Below are 16,376 nucleotides of genomic sequence, written 5' to 3' on the forward strand. Positions count from 1 at the left end.
CGGCGCTCAGCGCCTGAGCAGCGGCGCCGCCTCCGCCCATACCGTCAGGCGGCCGTCCGCCGCCAGCACCGTGCGGATCTGCACGGTATAATCCTTTTTCTCGATATCCGGATAGACCGCGCCGTTGAGCAGTCCGCGGGCGAGCGCCGCATCGGATCCGATGTCGTATATTTTCCGCCCGACGAAGCTCCGCTTCAGGCTCGCCAGCAGCTTCTCCTTCAGCGCGCTCTCGGTGACGGCGTCGAGCGGCTCCCGTCCCGCAGCTTCGTTGACGTAGAGGACGATGCTCGAGATCACCGTCTCGCCCGCGCTCGGCTTCTCCTTTTGCCTCGCCTGCTGTTCGGCCAGCTCCGCCTGCTCCTTCAGCTCGTAATTGTTCAGCACGATCCGGTTCGTCTGGTCGAGGACGAGCGCGCTGTACACCGCGGCGCCTACGAGCATCCCGCACAGGAAAAACGCCGCCGCCTGCATGCCCCGTCCGTACTTCGCGAATACAGGTACCCTCATCGTCTCACCCCGGGTTCCTGCACATCCATTGCACCAGTTCCGTAGCCAGATGCGCGCCGAGAAACGCGCAGACGATATATCCGATCTGCTGGACCGCCGGCGACAGATACCCCTCCAGCACGTTCGCTTCGATCACGCGGATCGGATCGATCGAGCCGCCCACCGCGACGACGACCGCCCATATCTTGATTCTGCTCGCGATCTCCAGCACCGTCTCGGCCGGCGGGCGCCAGAGGAACAGCGCCGCCATGCCGGCCAGCATCGCCCCGCCGAGCACGACGCCGAAGGCGATGCAGAAGTCTAGCACCGCATGCGCATAGACGCGGTTCATGTCCATCCCTCCCATGCTTATATGTATGGGACGTGCCCGCTCCGATATGATACAATTCGATTAATGGGAACAAAAACGGGAACACGGGGAGGGATGGCGATGTGCGGATTCGTCCATCTGCATAATCACAGCGAGTACAGCCTGCTGGACGGGGCTTCGCGCATCAAGGACATGACGGCGCGGGCCGCGGAGCTGGGCATGAAGGCGCTGGCGCTGACCGACCACGGGGTCATGTACGGGGCGATTCCTTTTTACAAGGCCTGCCGCGAGCGGGGGATCAAGCCGATCGTCGGGATGGAGGCGTACGTCGCCGCCGGCTCCCGCCTGGAGAAGGCCTCGCGCCGCGACCAGCCGATCTACCACCTGACGCTGCTTGCCAAGAATGCCGCCGGCTACCGCAATCTGATGAAGCTGAGCTCCATCGGGCACCTCGAGGGCTTCCACTATCGCCCGCGCATCGACTTCGAGGCGCTGTCGCGGCATGCGGAGGGACTCGTCTGCCTGAGCGGCTGCATGAGCAGCGAGCTGTCCCAGCATCTGCTACAGGGACGCGACGCGGAGGCCCGGGAGACGGCGCTGCGCTACCGGGAGCTGTTCGGCGACGATTACTTTCTCGAGATCCAGGACCACGGCCTGACCGACCAGAAGCGCATCACGGCCGGCGTGCTCAGGCTCGCCGACGAGCTCGGCATTCCGCTGGCGGCGACCAACGATTCGCATTATCTGAACGAGGAGGACCACGTCCTGCAGGACGTGCTCATCTGCATCGGCACCGGCAAGACGGTGGACGACCAGGACCGGTTCCGGATCGGCACTTCCCAGCTGTACATGAAGAGTGGGGAGGAGATGTCCGCGCTGTTCCGCCACCGGCCGGAGGCGGTGGCCAATACGGCGCTGATCGCGGATCGCTGCGAGCTCGAGCTGGAGCTGGGGGCGCATATCCTGCCGAAGTTCTCGCCGGTTCCGGAGGGGCATACGGCGGAGACTTATCTGGAGGAGCTGTGCCTGGCCGGCCTGCGGGTACGGTACGGCGGCGGGGCGATCGTCAGCGAAGGCGAATCCGGCGTGTCCGGCATATCCGGCACGCCAGCAGGCGCCGGAGCGCGCTGGGCCGAAGCGGAGGCGCGGCTGCGGTACGAGCTCGACGTCATCGCCCGGATGGGCTTCAGCGACTACTTCCTGATCGTCTGGGACTTCATCCGCTTCGCGCGCGAGCAGGGGATCGCCACGGGTCCGGGGCGGGGCTCGTCGGCGGGCAGCATCGTCGCCTACAGCCTGCGCATCACGGACGTGGATCCGCTGAGGCACAAGCTGCTGTTCGAGCGCTTCCTGAACCCTGAGCGCGTGAGCATGCCCGATATCGACATCGACTTCAGCGACGAGCGCCGGGACGAGGTCATCCGCTACGTCGCAGCCAAGTACGGCAGCGGACACGTGGCGCAGATCATCACGTTCGGCACGCTCGCCGCGCGCGCGGCGGTTCGCGACGTCGGCCGGGTCCTGAACCTGCCGTACGGAGACGTAGATCGGGCGGCCAAGCTCATCCCCGGCATACCCGGCATGTCCATCGCGCGCGCCGCCCGGGACAACCCGGACTTCCGCGCCTTGACGGAGAAGGGCGGGCCGATCGCGGACCTCATCGCGATGGCCAGGCGCGCGGAGGGCATGCCCCGCCACGCGTCGACCCACGCGGCGGGCGTCGTGATCTCCTCCGAGCCGCTCACGGACTACGTGCCGCTCCAGGAGGGCACGGACGGCGTGCCTCTGACGCAGTATTCGATGGAGCATCTGGAGGCGGTCGGCCTGCTCAAGATGGACTTCCTCGGCCTGCGCAACCTGTCCATCATCGAGCGCGCGATGCAGAGCGTGCTGGAATCGACGGGCAAGGCGCTGCGGTGGGAGGACATTCCGTACGACGATCCCGCCACGTACGCGCTGCTCGGACGGGGCGACACGACCGGCGTGTTCCAGATGGAGTCCGCGGGCGTGCGCCGGGTGCTGCGCGACATGAAGCCCCGGTCGTTCGAGGACATCGTCTCCGTCGTGGCGCTGTATCGTCCCGGCCCGATGGACTTCATTCCGCAGTTCATCAAGACGATGCACGGCGAGGTGGCGGCCGAGTACCCGCATCCGGATCTCGAGCCGATCCTGCGCGACACGTACGGCATCATCGTCTACCAGGAGCAGATCATGCAGATCGCCTCCGCGATGGCGGGCTTCTCGCTCGGCGAGGCGGACCTGCTGCGGCGCGCGGTCGGCAAGAAAAAGCGCGAGATTCTCGACGAGCAGCGCGCGCACTTCGTGAAGGGGAGCGCGGGGCAAGGATATACGGAAGAAGAAGCGAACCGGGTATACGACATGATCCTGCGCTTCGCGGATTACGGGTTCCCGCGGGCGCACGCGGCGGCTTACGGCGTGCTCGCGTTTCAGACGGCGTATCTCAAGGCGCACTATCCCGTTCCGTTCATGGCCTCCATGCTCACCTCGATCATCGGCAACCAGCGCAAGACAGCCGAGTACGTCGACGAGTGCCGGCGCATGGGCATCCCCGTGCTGCCGCCGGACGTGAACGAGAGCAAGGTGCTCTTCACGCCGGTGCGCACCGGCGGCGCTGGGGCCGCTCCCGCTGACGTCGGCGATGCGGCGGACGGGGACCCTGCGATGGCGTTCAACGCCATCCGTTTCGGCCTCGCCGCCGTCAAGAACGTCGGGACGCAGGCGATCGAGAGCATCATGAAGGAGCGGGCCGACAGGCCGTTCGAGAACCTGTCCGATCTGTGCAGGCGGGTGGATCCGCGCGCCTGCAACAAGCGCGTGCTCGAGTCGCTCCTGCTGTGCGGCGCGCTCGACGCGCTGCCGGGACACCGTGCGCAGCTGCTCGCCGCGCTCGACGAGTCGGTCGAGGCGGCCGCGGTCTGGCGCAAGGAAAAGGAAGAGCTGCAACTGGAGCTGTTCGACCTCGGCGACGCGCCGAATTGGGAAGTCGACCTGCCGGACGTGTCGCCGTACACGTCGACCCAGACGCTCGAGCTGGAGCGGGAGCTGCTCGGACTGTATCTCTCGGGGCATCCGCTGGACGCCTTCGACGGGCTGTGGGAGGAGGCGGGCCTGGATCGGCTTGCCGATCTGACGGAAGCCGAGGACGGGACCCAGGTCGTCACGGCGGGCATGGTCGTCTCGCTCAAGCCGATCGTGGCCAAGAGCGGGCAGGCGATGGCCTTCCTGGAGCTGGAGGACCGGATCATGGGCGCGGAGCTCGTCGTCTTCCCTTCCGTGTGGAAGACGGCGGCTGCCTTCGCGGGGAAAGGGGCGCTCGTACTCCTGCGGGCCAAGCTCCAGCAGGGCGACGAGGACTTCAAGCTGCTGGCGGACGAGCTCGTGCCGCTGTCGGCGGACACGCTGCGCCGCGAGGCGGCCCGCATGCGCAGAGGCGGCGGCTCCGGCGGCTACCGGGGCGCGCGGCCCGCGGCCGGTGCGGACGCGCCGCGTGCTGGCCGTGCGGCCGCGCAGCCGCCCGTACCGGCTGCGGAGGGCACGCGGAGGACGACGTCGGTCGTCAAGCCGGCCGCGGCCCCCGACATGGCGAGGATAGCCGCCGCGGCCGGCGCGGTCCGGGCCAAGGGAGCGGAGACCGAGTCTCTCGCTGCGGCGGAGCCCGCGCAGCGCTTCTACGTGCGCATCGACACCGGACACGAGGCGCCGTCCGTGCTCCGGGACCTGAAAGCGCTGCTGTCCGCGCACGCCGGTCCGCTGGCGACGGTCCTCTTCTACGAGCGCGAGCGCAGAACAATGGCGCTGAACGACGCGTATCGCGTCCATCCCTCGCCCGAGTTGACAGCAGCGGTCGAGAGCTTGCTCGGAGCGGGTACCGCCCGGGTGAAGTAGAAGCCGGGCTTCCCGCGCACCGCTTCCCGCGCGGCGGCGTTCCGGCGACTGCGCGAATTTTTATTCGGCGCGACCAAGGCTCGGCCCGGCGGTTAAGCCATCTTGCTTCAAAGCCGCGCCGCAAGCGGAAATTAACGCGATTTCCGCCAGGTCCACCGCGTCCGGTTAGGCCTCGCCGCCGCGCGCGGCCGCCGCCGTCGCCGCTGCGCACGGTTGCTAGTCCCGATCTTTGTATGCTATCATTTCCTTATTGTAGAATCGATCACCTTTGGAGGTACCGCGTCATGTGGACGGTCATTTATATTGCGCCGACCGCCAAGATTGCGGAGCGGATTCAGAATCGGCTGGAGGGCGAGGGCTTCCTCGTTCGGGTCCGGGCGATCAATCTGACCAAGCCGCAGTACGAGATATTGGTGCCTTCCGGTGAAGTGCAGGAAGTACAAGAAGTGCTCGGCAGTATATTGCATATGTGACTCATGCGGCAGATTGCCGTCCTTCGCGGGTCGGATCGTCCTATGCATGTCGCGCCTGATAGCTGCGGATTTCGTCCGCGCGGGCCGCGTTCCCTCCGTACGGGTCTTTCCCGCGCGGAGCATCGCCCGCCGCCGGCGGGACCGCCATTTTTGCGCCTTGTGAGGTGTCGCTGTGTTTAAGGATTTATTCCAGAAGAAGAAATATGCTACCGTTCCTTCCGTCTCTCAGGCCCCAGCGGCCGGGGAGCGTCCCAAGCGCGAGATTCCCGAAGGGCTGATGAACCGCTGCCCCAAGTGCGGCAACATCCAGTTCAGCAAGGAATGGGAGAAGAACCTCAAGGTGTGCTCCACCTGCGGTCACCATTCGCGGCTTAACGCCCTGGAGCGCATCGCGATGACGCTCGACGACGGGCGTTTTTTTGAGATCGATGCCGACCTCACCTCCGAGGATCCGCTCGAGTTCCCGGGCTACAAGGCCAAGCTGGAGCAGCAGAAGGCGAGCTCCGGCCTGAAGGACGCGGTCGTCACGGGTGAAGGCGAGATCGGGGGCATCCCGGTCGTCGTCGGCGTGATGAGCTTCGACTTTTTCAGCGGCAGCATGGGCTCGGTCGTCGGGGAAAAGGTGACGCGCGCCATTGAGCTGGCCGCGGAGAAGAAGCTGCCGCTGCTGTTGTTCTCGACTTCGGGCGGCGCCCGGATGCAGGAGAGCATCCTGAGCCTGATGCAGATGGCCAAGACGAGCGCCGCGCTCGCCAGGTTCCAGGAGCAGGGCGGATTGTTCATCTCCGTCTTCACCGATCCGACGCTCGGCGGCGTGTCCGCCAGCTTCGCGAGCCTCGGCGATTATATTCTGGCCGAACCGGGCGCGATCGTCGGCTTCGCGGGCCGCATCGTCATCGAACAGACGATCCGGCAGAAGCTCCCCGACAACTTCCAGACGGCCGAGTTCAATCTCAAGCACGGCCAGCTGGACAAGGTCGTACACCGCAAAGACATGAAGGCATTCCTGGCGAAGCTGCTTGAAATGCACGGCGTAGGAGGTTCTTCAGATGGACAATAAGCTGCCCTTCGAAGGCCCGCTGTCCGAGCAGCGACGCAAGATCGACCACCTCAAGAAGGTCGGCGTCGAGCAGAAGATCGACTTCAGCGAAGAGATCGCCCGGCTCGAAGAAGCCTACAAGAAGCTCGAGGACGAGATATACAGCAACCTGTCCGGCGCTCAGATCATGCATCTGGCCCGCGTGCATTCCAGGCCGACCACGCTCGATTATATCAATGAGATATTCGAAGACTTCATCGAGCTGCACGGCGACCGGCTGTACGGGGACGATCTGGCGATCGTCGGCGGCATCGCGAAGCTTAACGGCATGCCGGTGACGGTAGTCGGCCACCAGCGGGGTAAGGATACCAAGGACAACATTCAGCGGTTCTTCGGCAGCCCGCATCCCGAGGGCTTTCGCAAGGCGCTGCGCTTCATGCAGCAGGCCAATAAGTTCGGTCGTCCCATCATCACCTTCATCGACACCAAGGGCGCCTATCCCGGCGACTCGGCGGAGGCGAGGGGACAATCCGAAGCGATCGCCCGCAACCTCAAGGAGATGGCGCTGCTGCGGGTGCCCGTCATCTGCGTCGTCATCGGAGAGGGCGGGAGCGGCGGCGCGCTGGCGCTGGGCGTCGGCAATCGCGTCCTGATGCTGGAGAACGCGATCTACTCCGTCATCTCGCCGAACGGCGCGGCCTCGATTCTCTGGAAGGACGCCTCCAAGGCCGACCAGGCCGCCGAGGCGATGAAGATCACGGCCAAGGACCTGCTCGGCTTCGGCATCATCGAAGAGATCGTCCCCGAGCCCAAGGGCGGCGCGCACATGGATCCGGCCGTGACGGCCCAGGCCGTCAAGACGTCGATCTGGCGCCACCTGGAGGAACTGTCCGCGATGACGCCGGAAGCGCTCGTGGAAGACCGGTACCGCAAGTTCCGCAGCGTAGGCAAGTTCGCCGCGCCCGAGTTGGTATGAGCAAGGCCACGCGCCCTTCCGGTACTCGGACGGGCGTTCGGCATGATTTTTAACGGTTACAAAGCCGCTCCCGGCGTCTGAATCGGCCGCCGGGCGGGCACAATCGGTGGTATACGGCAAGATCCGTCCGCCCGACATCCAATGGAGGTAACACTAATTATGCGCAAAACGAAAATCGTCTGTACGATCGGCCCATCCAGCGAGTCGCTGGAAAATACGAAGAAACTGATCAACGCCGGCATGAACGTCGCCCGCCTGAACTTCTCCCACGGCGACTTCGAGGAGCACGGCAACCGCATCAAGAACATCCGTCAAGCCTGCGAGGAGCTCGGCAAGACGGTCGCGATCCTGCTCGACACCAAAGGTCCCGAGATCCGTCTAGGCAAGCTCAAGGAAGAGCCGATCGAGCTCGTAGCCGGAGAGCATATCACGCTCACGACCGAAGAGATCCTCGGCGACCGCGATCGCATTCCGGTTACCTATAAGGACCTGCCGGGCGACGTGCACGTCGGCTCCACGATCCTGATCGACGACGGCCTCATCGGTCTGACGGTCGTCAAGGTCGAAGGCACCGAGATCAAGTGCCAGATCGTGAACAGCGGCCCGATCAAGAGCAAGAAGGGCGTCAACGTGCCTGGCGTCGCCATCTCCATGCCGGGCATCACCGAGAAGGACGCCAACGACATTCGCTTCGGCATCGAGCAGGGCGTCGACTTCATCGCCGCATCCTTCGTCCGCCGCGCGAGCGACGTGCTGGAGATCCGCGAGCTGCTCGAGAAGCATGACGCGCGCTACATCCAGATCATCTCCAAGATCGAGAATCAGCAGGGCGTGGACAACCTCGACGAGATCCTCGAAGTGTCCGACGGCCTCATGGTCGCGCGCGGCGACCTCGGCGTCGAGATCCCGGCCGAAGAAGTGCCGCTCGTGCAAAAGCAAATGATCGAAAAGTGCAACCGCGTCGGCAAGCCGGTCATCACGGCGACCCAGATGCTCGACTCGATGCAGCGCAACCCGCGTCCGACGCGCGCCGAAGCGTCGGACGTCGCCAACGCGATCTTCGACGGCACCGACGCCATCATGCTGTCGGGCGAGACCGCGGCGGGCAAGTATCCGGTCGAGTCGGTGCAGACGATGTCCCGCATCGCCGAGCGCGCCGAGTCCGCCCTTCGCTATCGCGAGATTTTCACCAAGCAGGCCGAAGCGCAACAGACGACCGTGACCGAGGCGATCAGCCAAGCGGTGGCCAACTCGTCGCTGGACCTGAACGCCAAGGCGATCGTCACCTCTACGGAGAGCGGCTACACGGCGCGGATGGTGTCCAAGTACCGTCCCAAGTCCCCGATCATCGCGGTAACGCCGGTTGAGCAGGTACGCCGTCGCCTGCAACTCGTATGGGGCGTCATCACGGTAGACGGCAAGTCCGCCTCGACGATCGACGAGATGGTGGATATCGCCGTTCAAGGCGCGATCCACTCCGGCATCGTGCGTCTCGGCGACACGGTCATCATCACGGCTGGCGTACCGGTCGGCCGTTCCGGCACGACTAACCTGATCAAGATCCACAACATCGGCGAGCTGATCGCGAAGGGACAAGGCATCGGCTCGCAGAGCGCGACCGGCCGCGTCGTCGTCGCCACGTCGCCGGACGAAGCCGTGCGCAAGATGACCGAGGGCGCCATCCTCGTCACCCCGGCGACGGACAAGGAATACATGCCTGCGATCCAGCAAGCCGCTGCGGTCATCACCGAGACGGGCGGCATCACGTCGCATACGGCGGTCGTCGGCCTCAACCTCGGCATCCCGGTCATCATCGGCGTCGAGAACGCGACGCAGCTGCTGCACGACGGCATGGAGATCACGCTGTACGCGGAGCACGGCGTCATCTACACCGGACAAGCCAAAGTACTGTAATTAATAGGACAAGCGGGACGACAGCCGGAGAGAGATTGCTCCGCTTCGTCCCGTTTCTTTTACATCACGTCTCTGGAGGGATCGGGAATGGCAAGCGCATGGCTGCTGCATCCGCTGCGGGTGCGGTACCAGGAATGCGACCAGATGGGGGTCGTCTACCACGCGAATTACGTGAATTGGTTCGAGATCGGACGGACGGAGTGGGTGAGGCGGATCGGCTGCGACTACCGCGCGATCGAGGCGAAGGGGCTGCTATTGCCGCTCGTCCATCTTGACGTCAACTTTGCGCAGCCTGCCCGTTACGACGATTGGATCACGGTCTGCACGCGCGTCGCCGACAAGACGGCGCTGCGGATCGAATTCGAATCGCGGGTGCTGAAGGGCGATCTGACGGCGTCCGTCGGACGCGTGTCCCGGGACGATCCGGCCGGAGAACTGCTCGTATCGGGCAGAACCAAGCATGTGTGGGTTAACAAGGATTGGAAGCCGGTGCGTCTGGACCGCGAGTTGCCTGACGTATGGACTGCGTTCAAGGCGCTGGCCGAAGCATAACGGCATGGCATGGTCCCGTTTTAACGATATCCCTTTCGATCAGGGAGCGCTGCGATCCTGCGCGAAGGGGATACTGTTAAAACGCCCGGAAGACGATCCCGTCCTTTCCCTGATTAAAGGGGATACCGTTAAAACGCGCATGATTCATGCGTTTGATCCGCTTTACTGTACAGTTCCTTCCTGCAACGCAGCTTCGCGCGCGGCCGTATTACAGAAGACGGAGGTTGAGCTACGCCATGGTTAAGCGTCTGATGTGGATCGTTATTGCCGCCGTTCTGCTCGAGACGGCCGGCATCTATATGATGCAGCGATGGATCGGCGGCTGGCCGACTTTTCTGCTGCTGATCGCATGCGCCGTGAGCGGCGCCCTGCTCATGCAGTCCGAAGGCCGAAAGGTTTGGGGAGAGGCAAACCGGCAGCTGTCGTCCGGGCAGATGCCAGGTCATGCGATTCTGGACGGGATTTGCGTGCTCGTCGGCGGCTTGCTGCTAGTGGTGCCCGGCTTTTTGTCCGACATTGTCGGTCTAGCGCTGCTGTTTCCCTGGACGCGGTCGATCTTTAGGCTCGGATTGTACGGTTGGCTCGCGAAAAAGGTCCAGTCCGGCTCATTTCGGATTACGGGCGGCGGTTTCCGAAGGTTCTGAGCGGTTTATTATCGTCGCCCGTTTTTACATTCCCTTCACGTTCGTTTGACGCTGCGATAACATCGTTCTAACATAATGATCATAGGACTGTCATACGATAACGCGCAGCGCAATCGTTCATTTAAAAAGGGGAGCGACACGAATGCACGGATCCCAGAAATATATCAACCGGGACCTAAGCTGGACGGAATTCAACAGGAGGGTGCTGGAGGAAGCGGAGGACGCCGGCACCCCGCTGCTCGAACGCTTTCAATTTCTATCGATCGTATCGAGCAATCTCGACGAGTTCATGAGCGTCCGCGTGGCCGGACTGCGCGAGCAGCTGAAGGCTGGATTCAACAAGCCCGACTTTACGGGTTACACGCAAGGCGGCTTGCTCAAGCGGCTGTCCAAGCGCGTCGGCCGCATGGTTCGGCACCAATACAAGACCTACAGGGAATTGCTGCGCCTGCTGTCCAAGGAAAATATCGCGCTGGCGTCGTGGGAGGATCTGAACGGCGAGCAGCAAGAGGCGATGCGGGCCTACTTTCAGGAGATCGTCTATCCCGTGCTCACCCCGATGGCGGTCGATACGAGCCGTCCGTTTCCCTTGTTGCACAATAAGGAGCTATATTTGGCCGTCGTGCTAAGGCCGGAGGGGACGCTCGGACCCGTAAATGAGAACGGAATTTATTTTGCGATCGTGCAGGTGCCTTCCATCCTGTCCAGAACGGTACAGGTCTCGAAGCGGCGGGGGAGCCGCAAAAACGCTTATCTGCTCTTGGAGGAGCTGATCCGCGTGCAGATCGGTCAGCTGTTCAGCGGTTATGTGACCGAGTCGGTGCACGCATTCCGCGTGACGCGCAACGCCGACCTCGCCCTCAACGAGGAGGGGGCGGAAGATCTCCTCAAGGAGATGGAAAAGGAGCTGCGCCGTAGGCGGAGAGGTTTTCCTATACGCCTGGAGATCGAAAAGGGAATGTCCGTCCAAGCCCGGGAATTGCTGATGGAGGAGCTGGAGATCGGCGACGAGGAGATCTTCGAGATCGACGGGCCGCTCGATTTGACGTTCCTTTCCAAGTTCACGGGTTCGCTGCCGGATATGGAGCATTTGCGATTTCCGCCCATCGAGCCGGTATACCCCGCCGCCTTCGACGTCGAAGACGACATCCTCTCCGTGCTGCGCGAGCGGGGCGACGCCCTCGTCTATCACCCTTATGAATCGTTCGAGGTCGTCAACGACTTCATCAGCGAAGCCGCCGAGGATCCCGACGTGCTCGCCATCAAGATGACGCTGTATCGGGTCAGCGTCAACTCCGTGCTCGTCCAGGCGCTGGCGAGGGCAGCCGAGTCGGGCAAGCAGGTGACGGTCGTCGTCGAGATCAAGGCCCGGTTCGACGAGGCGCGGAACATTGCCTGGTCCAAGCAGTTGGAGCGGGCGGGCTGCCATGTCGTTTACGGCTTGGTCGGTCTGAAGACGCATGCCAAGATCACGCTCGTCGTACGACGGGAGGCCGGCTCGCTGCGGCGGTACGTGCACGTGGGCACGGGCAATTATAACGAGAATACGGCCAAGCTCTATACGGACGCCGGGTTATTCACCTGCCATCCCTGGATCGGCGCGGACGCTTCCGCTCTTTTTAACGAGATGACGGGCTATTCGACGCCGCATGACTGGCGGGCGTTCGCGGTAGCGCCGGTAGGCTTGCGCCCAAGACTGTACGAATTAATCGACCGCGAGATCGCCAGCGCGAAGGCGGGCAAGCCGGCCAGGCTCGTCGCGAAGATCAATTCCCTCTCGAGCCAGCCTATGGTCGACAAGCTTTACGAGGCATCCCAGGCCGGCGTCAAGGTCGATCTCATCGTACGCGGCGTGTGCTGCCTCCGTCCGGGCGTGCCCGGACTTAGCGACAACGTCAGAGTCGTCAGCATCGTGGACCGGTTCCTGGAGCATGCTCGGATTCTGTACGTATCGGCCGACGGCGAAGACGAGGTCTATATCTCCAGCGCGGACTGGATGTCCCGCAATCTCAGCCGCAGGGTGGAACTCCTGTGCCCGGTATACGACAAGGGGCTCCGGCTTGCGCTTCGCAACATGCTGGAGCTGAATCTGCAGGACAACGTCAAGGCCCGGGAACTGCTGCCGTCGGGCAGCTACGCCCGCGTAGAGAACGACCTCGCTCCGCTCCGCAGCCAATTCGCCTCCTGCGACATTCCGCTGTGGAAAACGGCGGCCGACGCGAAAGAATTGATATGAAACGCGACTTCGCCTAATCTGCCATTAACATTCGCGGCATACGATAGGTATGCGGGACGGAAATGGAGAGGAGGTACGAGGATGATCGAATTCGACATCATCGTAGGCGGCGAAGTCAAAGAGACGCTCCGGCCGAATACGTCGAGGCTCAAGGAAGTGTACGACTACATCAACGAACAGATGAAGCTGATGCAAGGGAAATACGGATATGAAGTAAGAGTGATGCGCAGAATTTTATATTAAAAAAAAGGAAGCCCGAAGGCGTCCTTTTTTTTATGTCCGGATGAAGCGGCGGCAGAATGCGTGCGATGGATCCGAGTGAGAATTAGACGAGTCGCAGCGACGGCGTCAAACCCCAGCATTTCTTGAAGTCCTTGGCGAGCGATTGGACTTCCGTCGTCTCCACCGGCAGCGCATGGCTCGCTGCGGCCTCGAGCAGAAGGCGGCCGCTCGCGCCCTTGGATACGGAGAGCGAGGTGATCGCCTGGGATTCGCTCCGGTCGAGGGCGGCAGCCAGCTGGAGCAGCATGCCCAGCTTGGCCGCGAGCTCTTCGTCGCCCGCGCGGATCAGCGTCCGGTAATTCGCGAGGCTGCGCTTCAGCGCGTTCGCGTTCCGGTAGGAAGCGATCGCCGCGACGAGCAGGATCTCGCGGTGGGACATCCCGTTCCAGTGCGCGTGCATCAGCATGTAGAACGTATGCTGGGCGCAATCGTTGTAATCGATGACGGCGCCGATCCTGAACAGACGCGACGCCGCGCTCAGCAGCCTGCGGCCCTCGGCCGGCGGTTGGACGTCCGGCGCGAGCTGATCGTATAGGGCGAGCGAGAGCCGGTTCACTTGCTGGAGATGACTCGCGGGCGCACCCGGGTACAGGGCGAGCAAGTTGCGGATGCCCTCCTCCGCGACGGCGTCTTCCCCGTCCAAGCGCAGATCCGGAAGGCAGGTATCGTAGAACAAGCCGTCCCGGAGCCCGGCTCCGCATACGACGATGCGGGCGGAGCGGCACGCGCGCAGCACGGCTTGGAGGATGACGAGGCCAGGTACGATGACGTCCGCCCGGTCCTTGGACAGGCCGGGGAGCTTGCGGCGCTTGTCGACCGTAAGCGGCGCGAGCAGCTCGATCGCGGATGACAGTCCTTCGGCGGGAATCTCGTAGCCGTGCAGATTCGCGAACGGATATTCGTCCAGCCGCTGGCGCAGCTTGGCGAGCGCGCGCACGGTGCCGCCCAGCCCGATGACCGGGAGTCCGGGATGCTGCGCGATCCATTCCTGCGCGGACAGCCTGTCGCGAATGTCCGATTCCATCGCGTCGAGCGTCGTTCTGGCGACCGGATCCTCCCCAAGCCCGAATCGCGTGGACGTATTGACGCAGCCGATAGGAAAAGAGACCGAAGACACGATCCGGCGATCCCGCAGCAGGGTGATCTCGGTGCTGCCGCCGCCGATGTCGATGACGAAGCCGTCTTCGATGTTCATCGTCCTTAGCATGGCAAGGCTGCCGAGCCGGGCTTCCTCCTCGCCGGGCAGCAGCTCGATGGTCAGGCCCGTCTCTTCGAACAGCGCGGACAGCGCTTGGTCCCGGTTCGCGGCCTGGCGCAACGCCGCGGTCGCCACCGTGCGGATGCGCTCCACGCCGTGAATGCGGCAGATCCGCTTGTAGTGGCGGAGTACCTCGCCGAGCTCGGACACGGCTTCGGCGGGCAGCCTGCCGTCTCCCGTCAGGCGCTGGCTCAGCCTGGCGGGCCACCGGCCCTGATCGATGACGCGGTAAGCGCCCTCTTCCGTCACGCGATAGACCGACAGACGCACCGTATTCGATCCGATATCGATCATGCCCGTCGTTTGGGCTGTGAATGACATACAATCCTCCCCCGGCGGCGCTGGCGCTGACGCGGCGGCCGCCCTGAACACTTTATCGTCTATTCTAACATCACGCGGGCCCGCGCAAAAGCGCAGCTATGGGGCGCCGAGTCGCGCCGGCATAAAGTCGCGGACCGCTGGGACACAATACATGTAACATCAGCCAGTTCAGGGAGGATCCTATGGGCAAATCAACCTATTATGTGTCGGTCCAGGCCAGAACGATCAATACGCAGCGCGGTGACGCCGCTTACGAGTTCGAGATCGAGGCCGGCGACGAAGAACTCGTCCAGCTCCGGGAGCTCTTCGACTCGATGGACGAATTCGACCAAGCCGGATATTGGCGGGCTCACCTGCCGTATCTGGAGTACCATAACGATGCGGAGAACGACGGCTACGACTATTATTTGAAGGAAGTCTATAACCGTTTGAGCGAATGGGGAACGGAAGAGACCAAGCGCCATATCGCGACGATGGACGTTAATTCGATGTAAACGAGGCAGGCGGATCTGCGGTCTATAAGCGCCCAAAATGCGGCGGTCCGGGAAGCTCCCGGAATCGCCGCGACGACGCGTCAGCGCGCGACCGTGAGAGTATTCGTCTATATATGCGATAAAGCATTTTTATGCTTCGTTCGGTTCCATTCGCAATTGAAATCGTTTATCATTAAATGAGGCGTCAAAAACCGAAAGTAATATGGGTTTACGCGGATAAGGCCGACGGCCGGCTTGACTGCCCGTCAGAACCGCCCGGCCCGTTAATTTCCGAAGCGCATCGTGCGCTTATTTGATTCGTTATCTTGGAATTGAAGGAGAGAGAACCATGACAGCTACCAAAGGCCTAGAAGGAATCGTCGCCGCATCCTCGTCCATCAGTTCCATTATCGACGGCGTGCTGACGTACCGCGGGTACAACATCGACGAGTTGGCCGAAAAGGCTAGCTTTGAAGAAGTCGCATATTTGCTCTGGAACGGCAAGCTTCCGACCAAGAGCGAGCTCGACGGACTGAACGCGCAGCTGAGCGAAGCGGCCAAGGTTCCGAGCGAGGTCATCGACGGACTGCGCCTCTATCCGAAGGGCGCGAACTCCATGGCCGCTCTTCGCACGGCGATCTCGAGCCTGGCGCTGTACGATGCCGAGGCCAACGACCCGGGCAAGGAAGCCAACTACCGCAAGGCGATCAAGCTGCAAGCCCAGATGGGCACCGTGATCGCCGCTTTCGCGCGCCTGCGCGAAGGCAAGGAGCCGGTCGCGCCGAAGTCCGGCGTCGGCGTCGCGCATAACTTCCTGTACATGCTGACCGGCGAGGAGCCGTCCGACGTGGCCGTCACCGCGCTCGACAAGGCGCTCGTGCTGCACGCGGACCACGAGCTCAACGCTTCGACGTTCGCCGCGCGCGTCACCGTCGCGACGCTGTCGGACATCTACTCCGGCGTTACGTCCGCGATCGGCGCGCTGAAGGGCCCGCTCCACGGCGGCGCCAACGAAGCGGTCATGGTCATGCTGGACGAGATCGGCACGCTGGATAACGTCGAGCCGTTCATCCAGAACAAGCTGAACAACAAAGAGAAGATCATGGGCTTCGGCCACCGCGTCTACCGCACGGGCGACCCGCGCGCCAAGCACCTGCAGCAAATGTCCAAGAACCTCAGCGAGCTGAACGGCGACAGCCGCCTGTACGACATGTCCGTCCGCATCGAAGAGCTCGTGACGGGCCAGAAGGGCCTGAAGCCGAACGTCGACTTCTACTCGGCTTCGTGCTACACGCTGCTCGGCATTCCGCGCGACCTGTTCACGCCGATCTTCGCGATCAGCCGCGTATCCGGCTGGACCGCGCACATTCTCGAGCAGCTCGCGGACAACCGTCTGATCCGTCCTCGCGCGGAGTACGTCGGCCCCGTCGACCAGCACTACGCGCCGATCGACGAGCGTTAATCAAGGGCTTGGCGGCGTCCGGC

General features: G+C 63.1%; 14 protein-coding genes. 11 read left to right on the forward strand and 3 right to left on the reverse strand.

Annotated elements, in window-relative coordinates; all coding sequences use genetic code 11:
* Window positions 1–6: 6 nt before the first annotated feature.
* Window positions 7–507, reverse strand: coding sequence for a sporulation membrane protein YtrI (locus tag PQG80_RS06150; protein ID WP_271750341.1), 501 nt, complete (start codon window positions 505–507; stop codon window positions 7–9).
* A gap of 4 nt (window positions 508–511) precedes the next feature.
* Window positions 512–838, reverse strand: a complete 327-nt coding sequence (locus PQG80_RS06155; protein WP_271750342.1) for a YtrH family sporulation protein — start codon at window positions 836–838, stop codon at window positions 512–514.
* A 99-nt stretch (window positions 839–937) separates the two neighbouring features.
* Between PQG80_RS06155 and PQG80_RS06160 the strand changes: the two genes are divergently transcribed.
* The 9 genes from PQG80_RS06160 (at window position 938) to PQG80_RS06200 (ending at window position 12,800) form a co-directional block, all read left to right on the forward strand.
* Window positions 938–4,723, forward strand: a complete 3,786-nt coding sequence (locus PQG80_RS06160) for a DNA polymerase III subunit alpha (protein WP_271750343.1) — start codon at window positions 938–940, stop codon at window positions 4,721–4,723.
* Window positions 4,724–5,007: 284 nt separating this feature from the next.
* Window positions 5,008–5,196 (forward strand): glutamate decarboxylase, encoded by a 189-nt coding sequence (locus PQG80_RS06165; RefSeq protein ID WP_271750344.1) that lies wholly within the window; start codon window positions 5,008–5,010, stop codon window positions 5,194–5,196.
* 172 nt (window positions 5,197–5,368) lie between these two features.
* A complete protein-coding gene (gene accD / locus PQG80_RS06170; RefSeq protein ID WP_271750345.1) occupies window positions 5,369–6,256 on the forward strand; it encodes an acetyl-CoA carboxylase, carboxyltransferase subunit beta in 888 nt (295 codons plus the stop codon).
* Window positions 6,246–7,211 (forward strand): acetyl-CoA carboxylase carboxyltransferase subunit alpha, encoded by a 966-nt coding sequence (locus PQG80_RS06175; RefSeq protein WP_271750346.1) that lies wholly within the window; start codon window positions 6,246–6,248, stop codon window positions 7,209–7,211. The genes accD and PQG80_RS06175 overlap by 11 nt, the downstream gene beginning before the upstream one ends.
* A 159-nt stretch (window positions 7,212–7,370) precedes the next feature.
* Window positions 7,371–9,125, forward strand: coding sequence for a pyruvate kinase (gene pyk / locus PQG80_RS06180; RefSeq protein WP_271750347.1), 1,755 nt, complete (start codon window positions 7,371–7,373; stop codon window positions 9,123–9,125).
* A gap of 87 nt (window positions 9,126–9,212) precedes the next feature.
* Window positions 9,213–9,677, forward strand: coding sequence for an acyl-CoA thioesterase (locus PQG80_RS06185; RefSeq protein WP_271750348.1), 465 nt, complete (start codon window positions 9,213–9,215; stop codon window positions 9,675–9,677).
* Window positions 9,678–9,913: 236 nt separating this feature from the next.
* The gene (locus PQG80_RS06190) at window positions 9,914–10,321 is read left to right on the forward strand and encodes an FxsA family protein (RefSeq protein ID WP_271750350.1); all 408 of its coding nucleotides are present in this window, start codon (window positions 9,914–9,916) and stop codon (window positions 10,319–10,321) included.
* A 142-nt stretch (window positions 10,322–10,463) separates the two neighbouring features.
* The gene (gene ppk1, locus PQG80_RS06195) at window positions 10,464–12,557 is read left to right on the forward strand and encodes a polyphosphate kinase 1 (protein ID WP_271750351.1); all 2,094 of its coding nucleotides are present in this window, start codon (window positions 10,464–10,466) and stop codon (window positions 12,555–12,557) included.
* Between the two features lie 81 nt (window positions 12,558–12,638).
* A complete protein-coding gene (locus PQG80_RS06200; RefSeq protein WP_271750352.1) occupies window positions 12,639–12,800 on the forward strand; it encodes a mechanosensitive ion channel protein MscL in 162 nt (53 codons plus the stop codon).
* Between the two features lie 82 nt (window positions 12,801–12,882).
* Here the strand turns inward: PQG80_RS06200 and PQG80_RS06205 are convergent, their stop codons facing one another.
* On the reverse strand, window positions 12,883–14,418 hold the full coding sequence (locus PQG80_RS06205; RefSeq protein WP_271750354.1) for a Ppx/GppA phosphatase family protein: 1,536 nt from the start codon (window positions 14,416–14,418) through the stop codon (window positions 12,883–12,885).
* A 182-nt stretch (window positions 14,419–14,600) separates the two neighbouring features.
* Here PQG80_RS06205 and PQG80_RS06210 point away from each other — a divergent pair, with 182 nt between their 5' ends.
* Together PQG80_RS06210 and citZ are read left to right on the forward strand one after the other, a co-directional pair.
* Window positions 14,601–14,912, forward strand: a complete 312-nt coding sequence (locus tag PQG80_RS06210) for a hydrolase (protein WP_271750355.1) — start codon at window positions 14,601–14,603, stop codon at window positions 14,910–14,912.
* Between the two features lie 328 nt (window positions 14,913–15,240).
* On the forward strand, window positions 15,241–16,353 hold the full coding sequence (gene citZ / locus PQG80_RS06215) for a citrate synthase (RefSeq protein WP_271750356.1): 1,113 nt from the start codon (window positions 15,241–15,243) through the stop codon (window positions 16,351–16,353).
* Window positions 16,354–16,376: the final 23 nt, after the last annotated feature.

Source organism: Cohnella rhizoplanae (assembly GCF_948329515.1).
Classification (GTDB): domain Bacteria; phylum Bacillota; class Bacilli; order Paenibacillales; family Paenibacillaceae; genus Cohnella; species Cohnella rhizoplanae.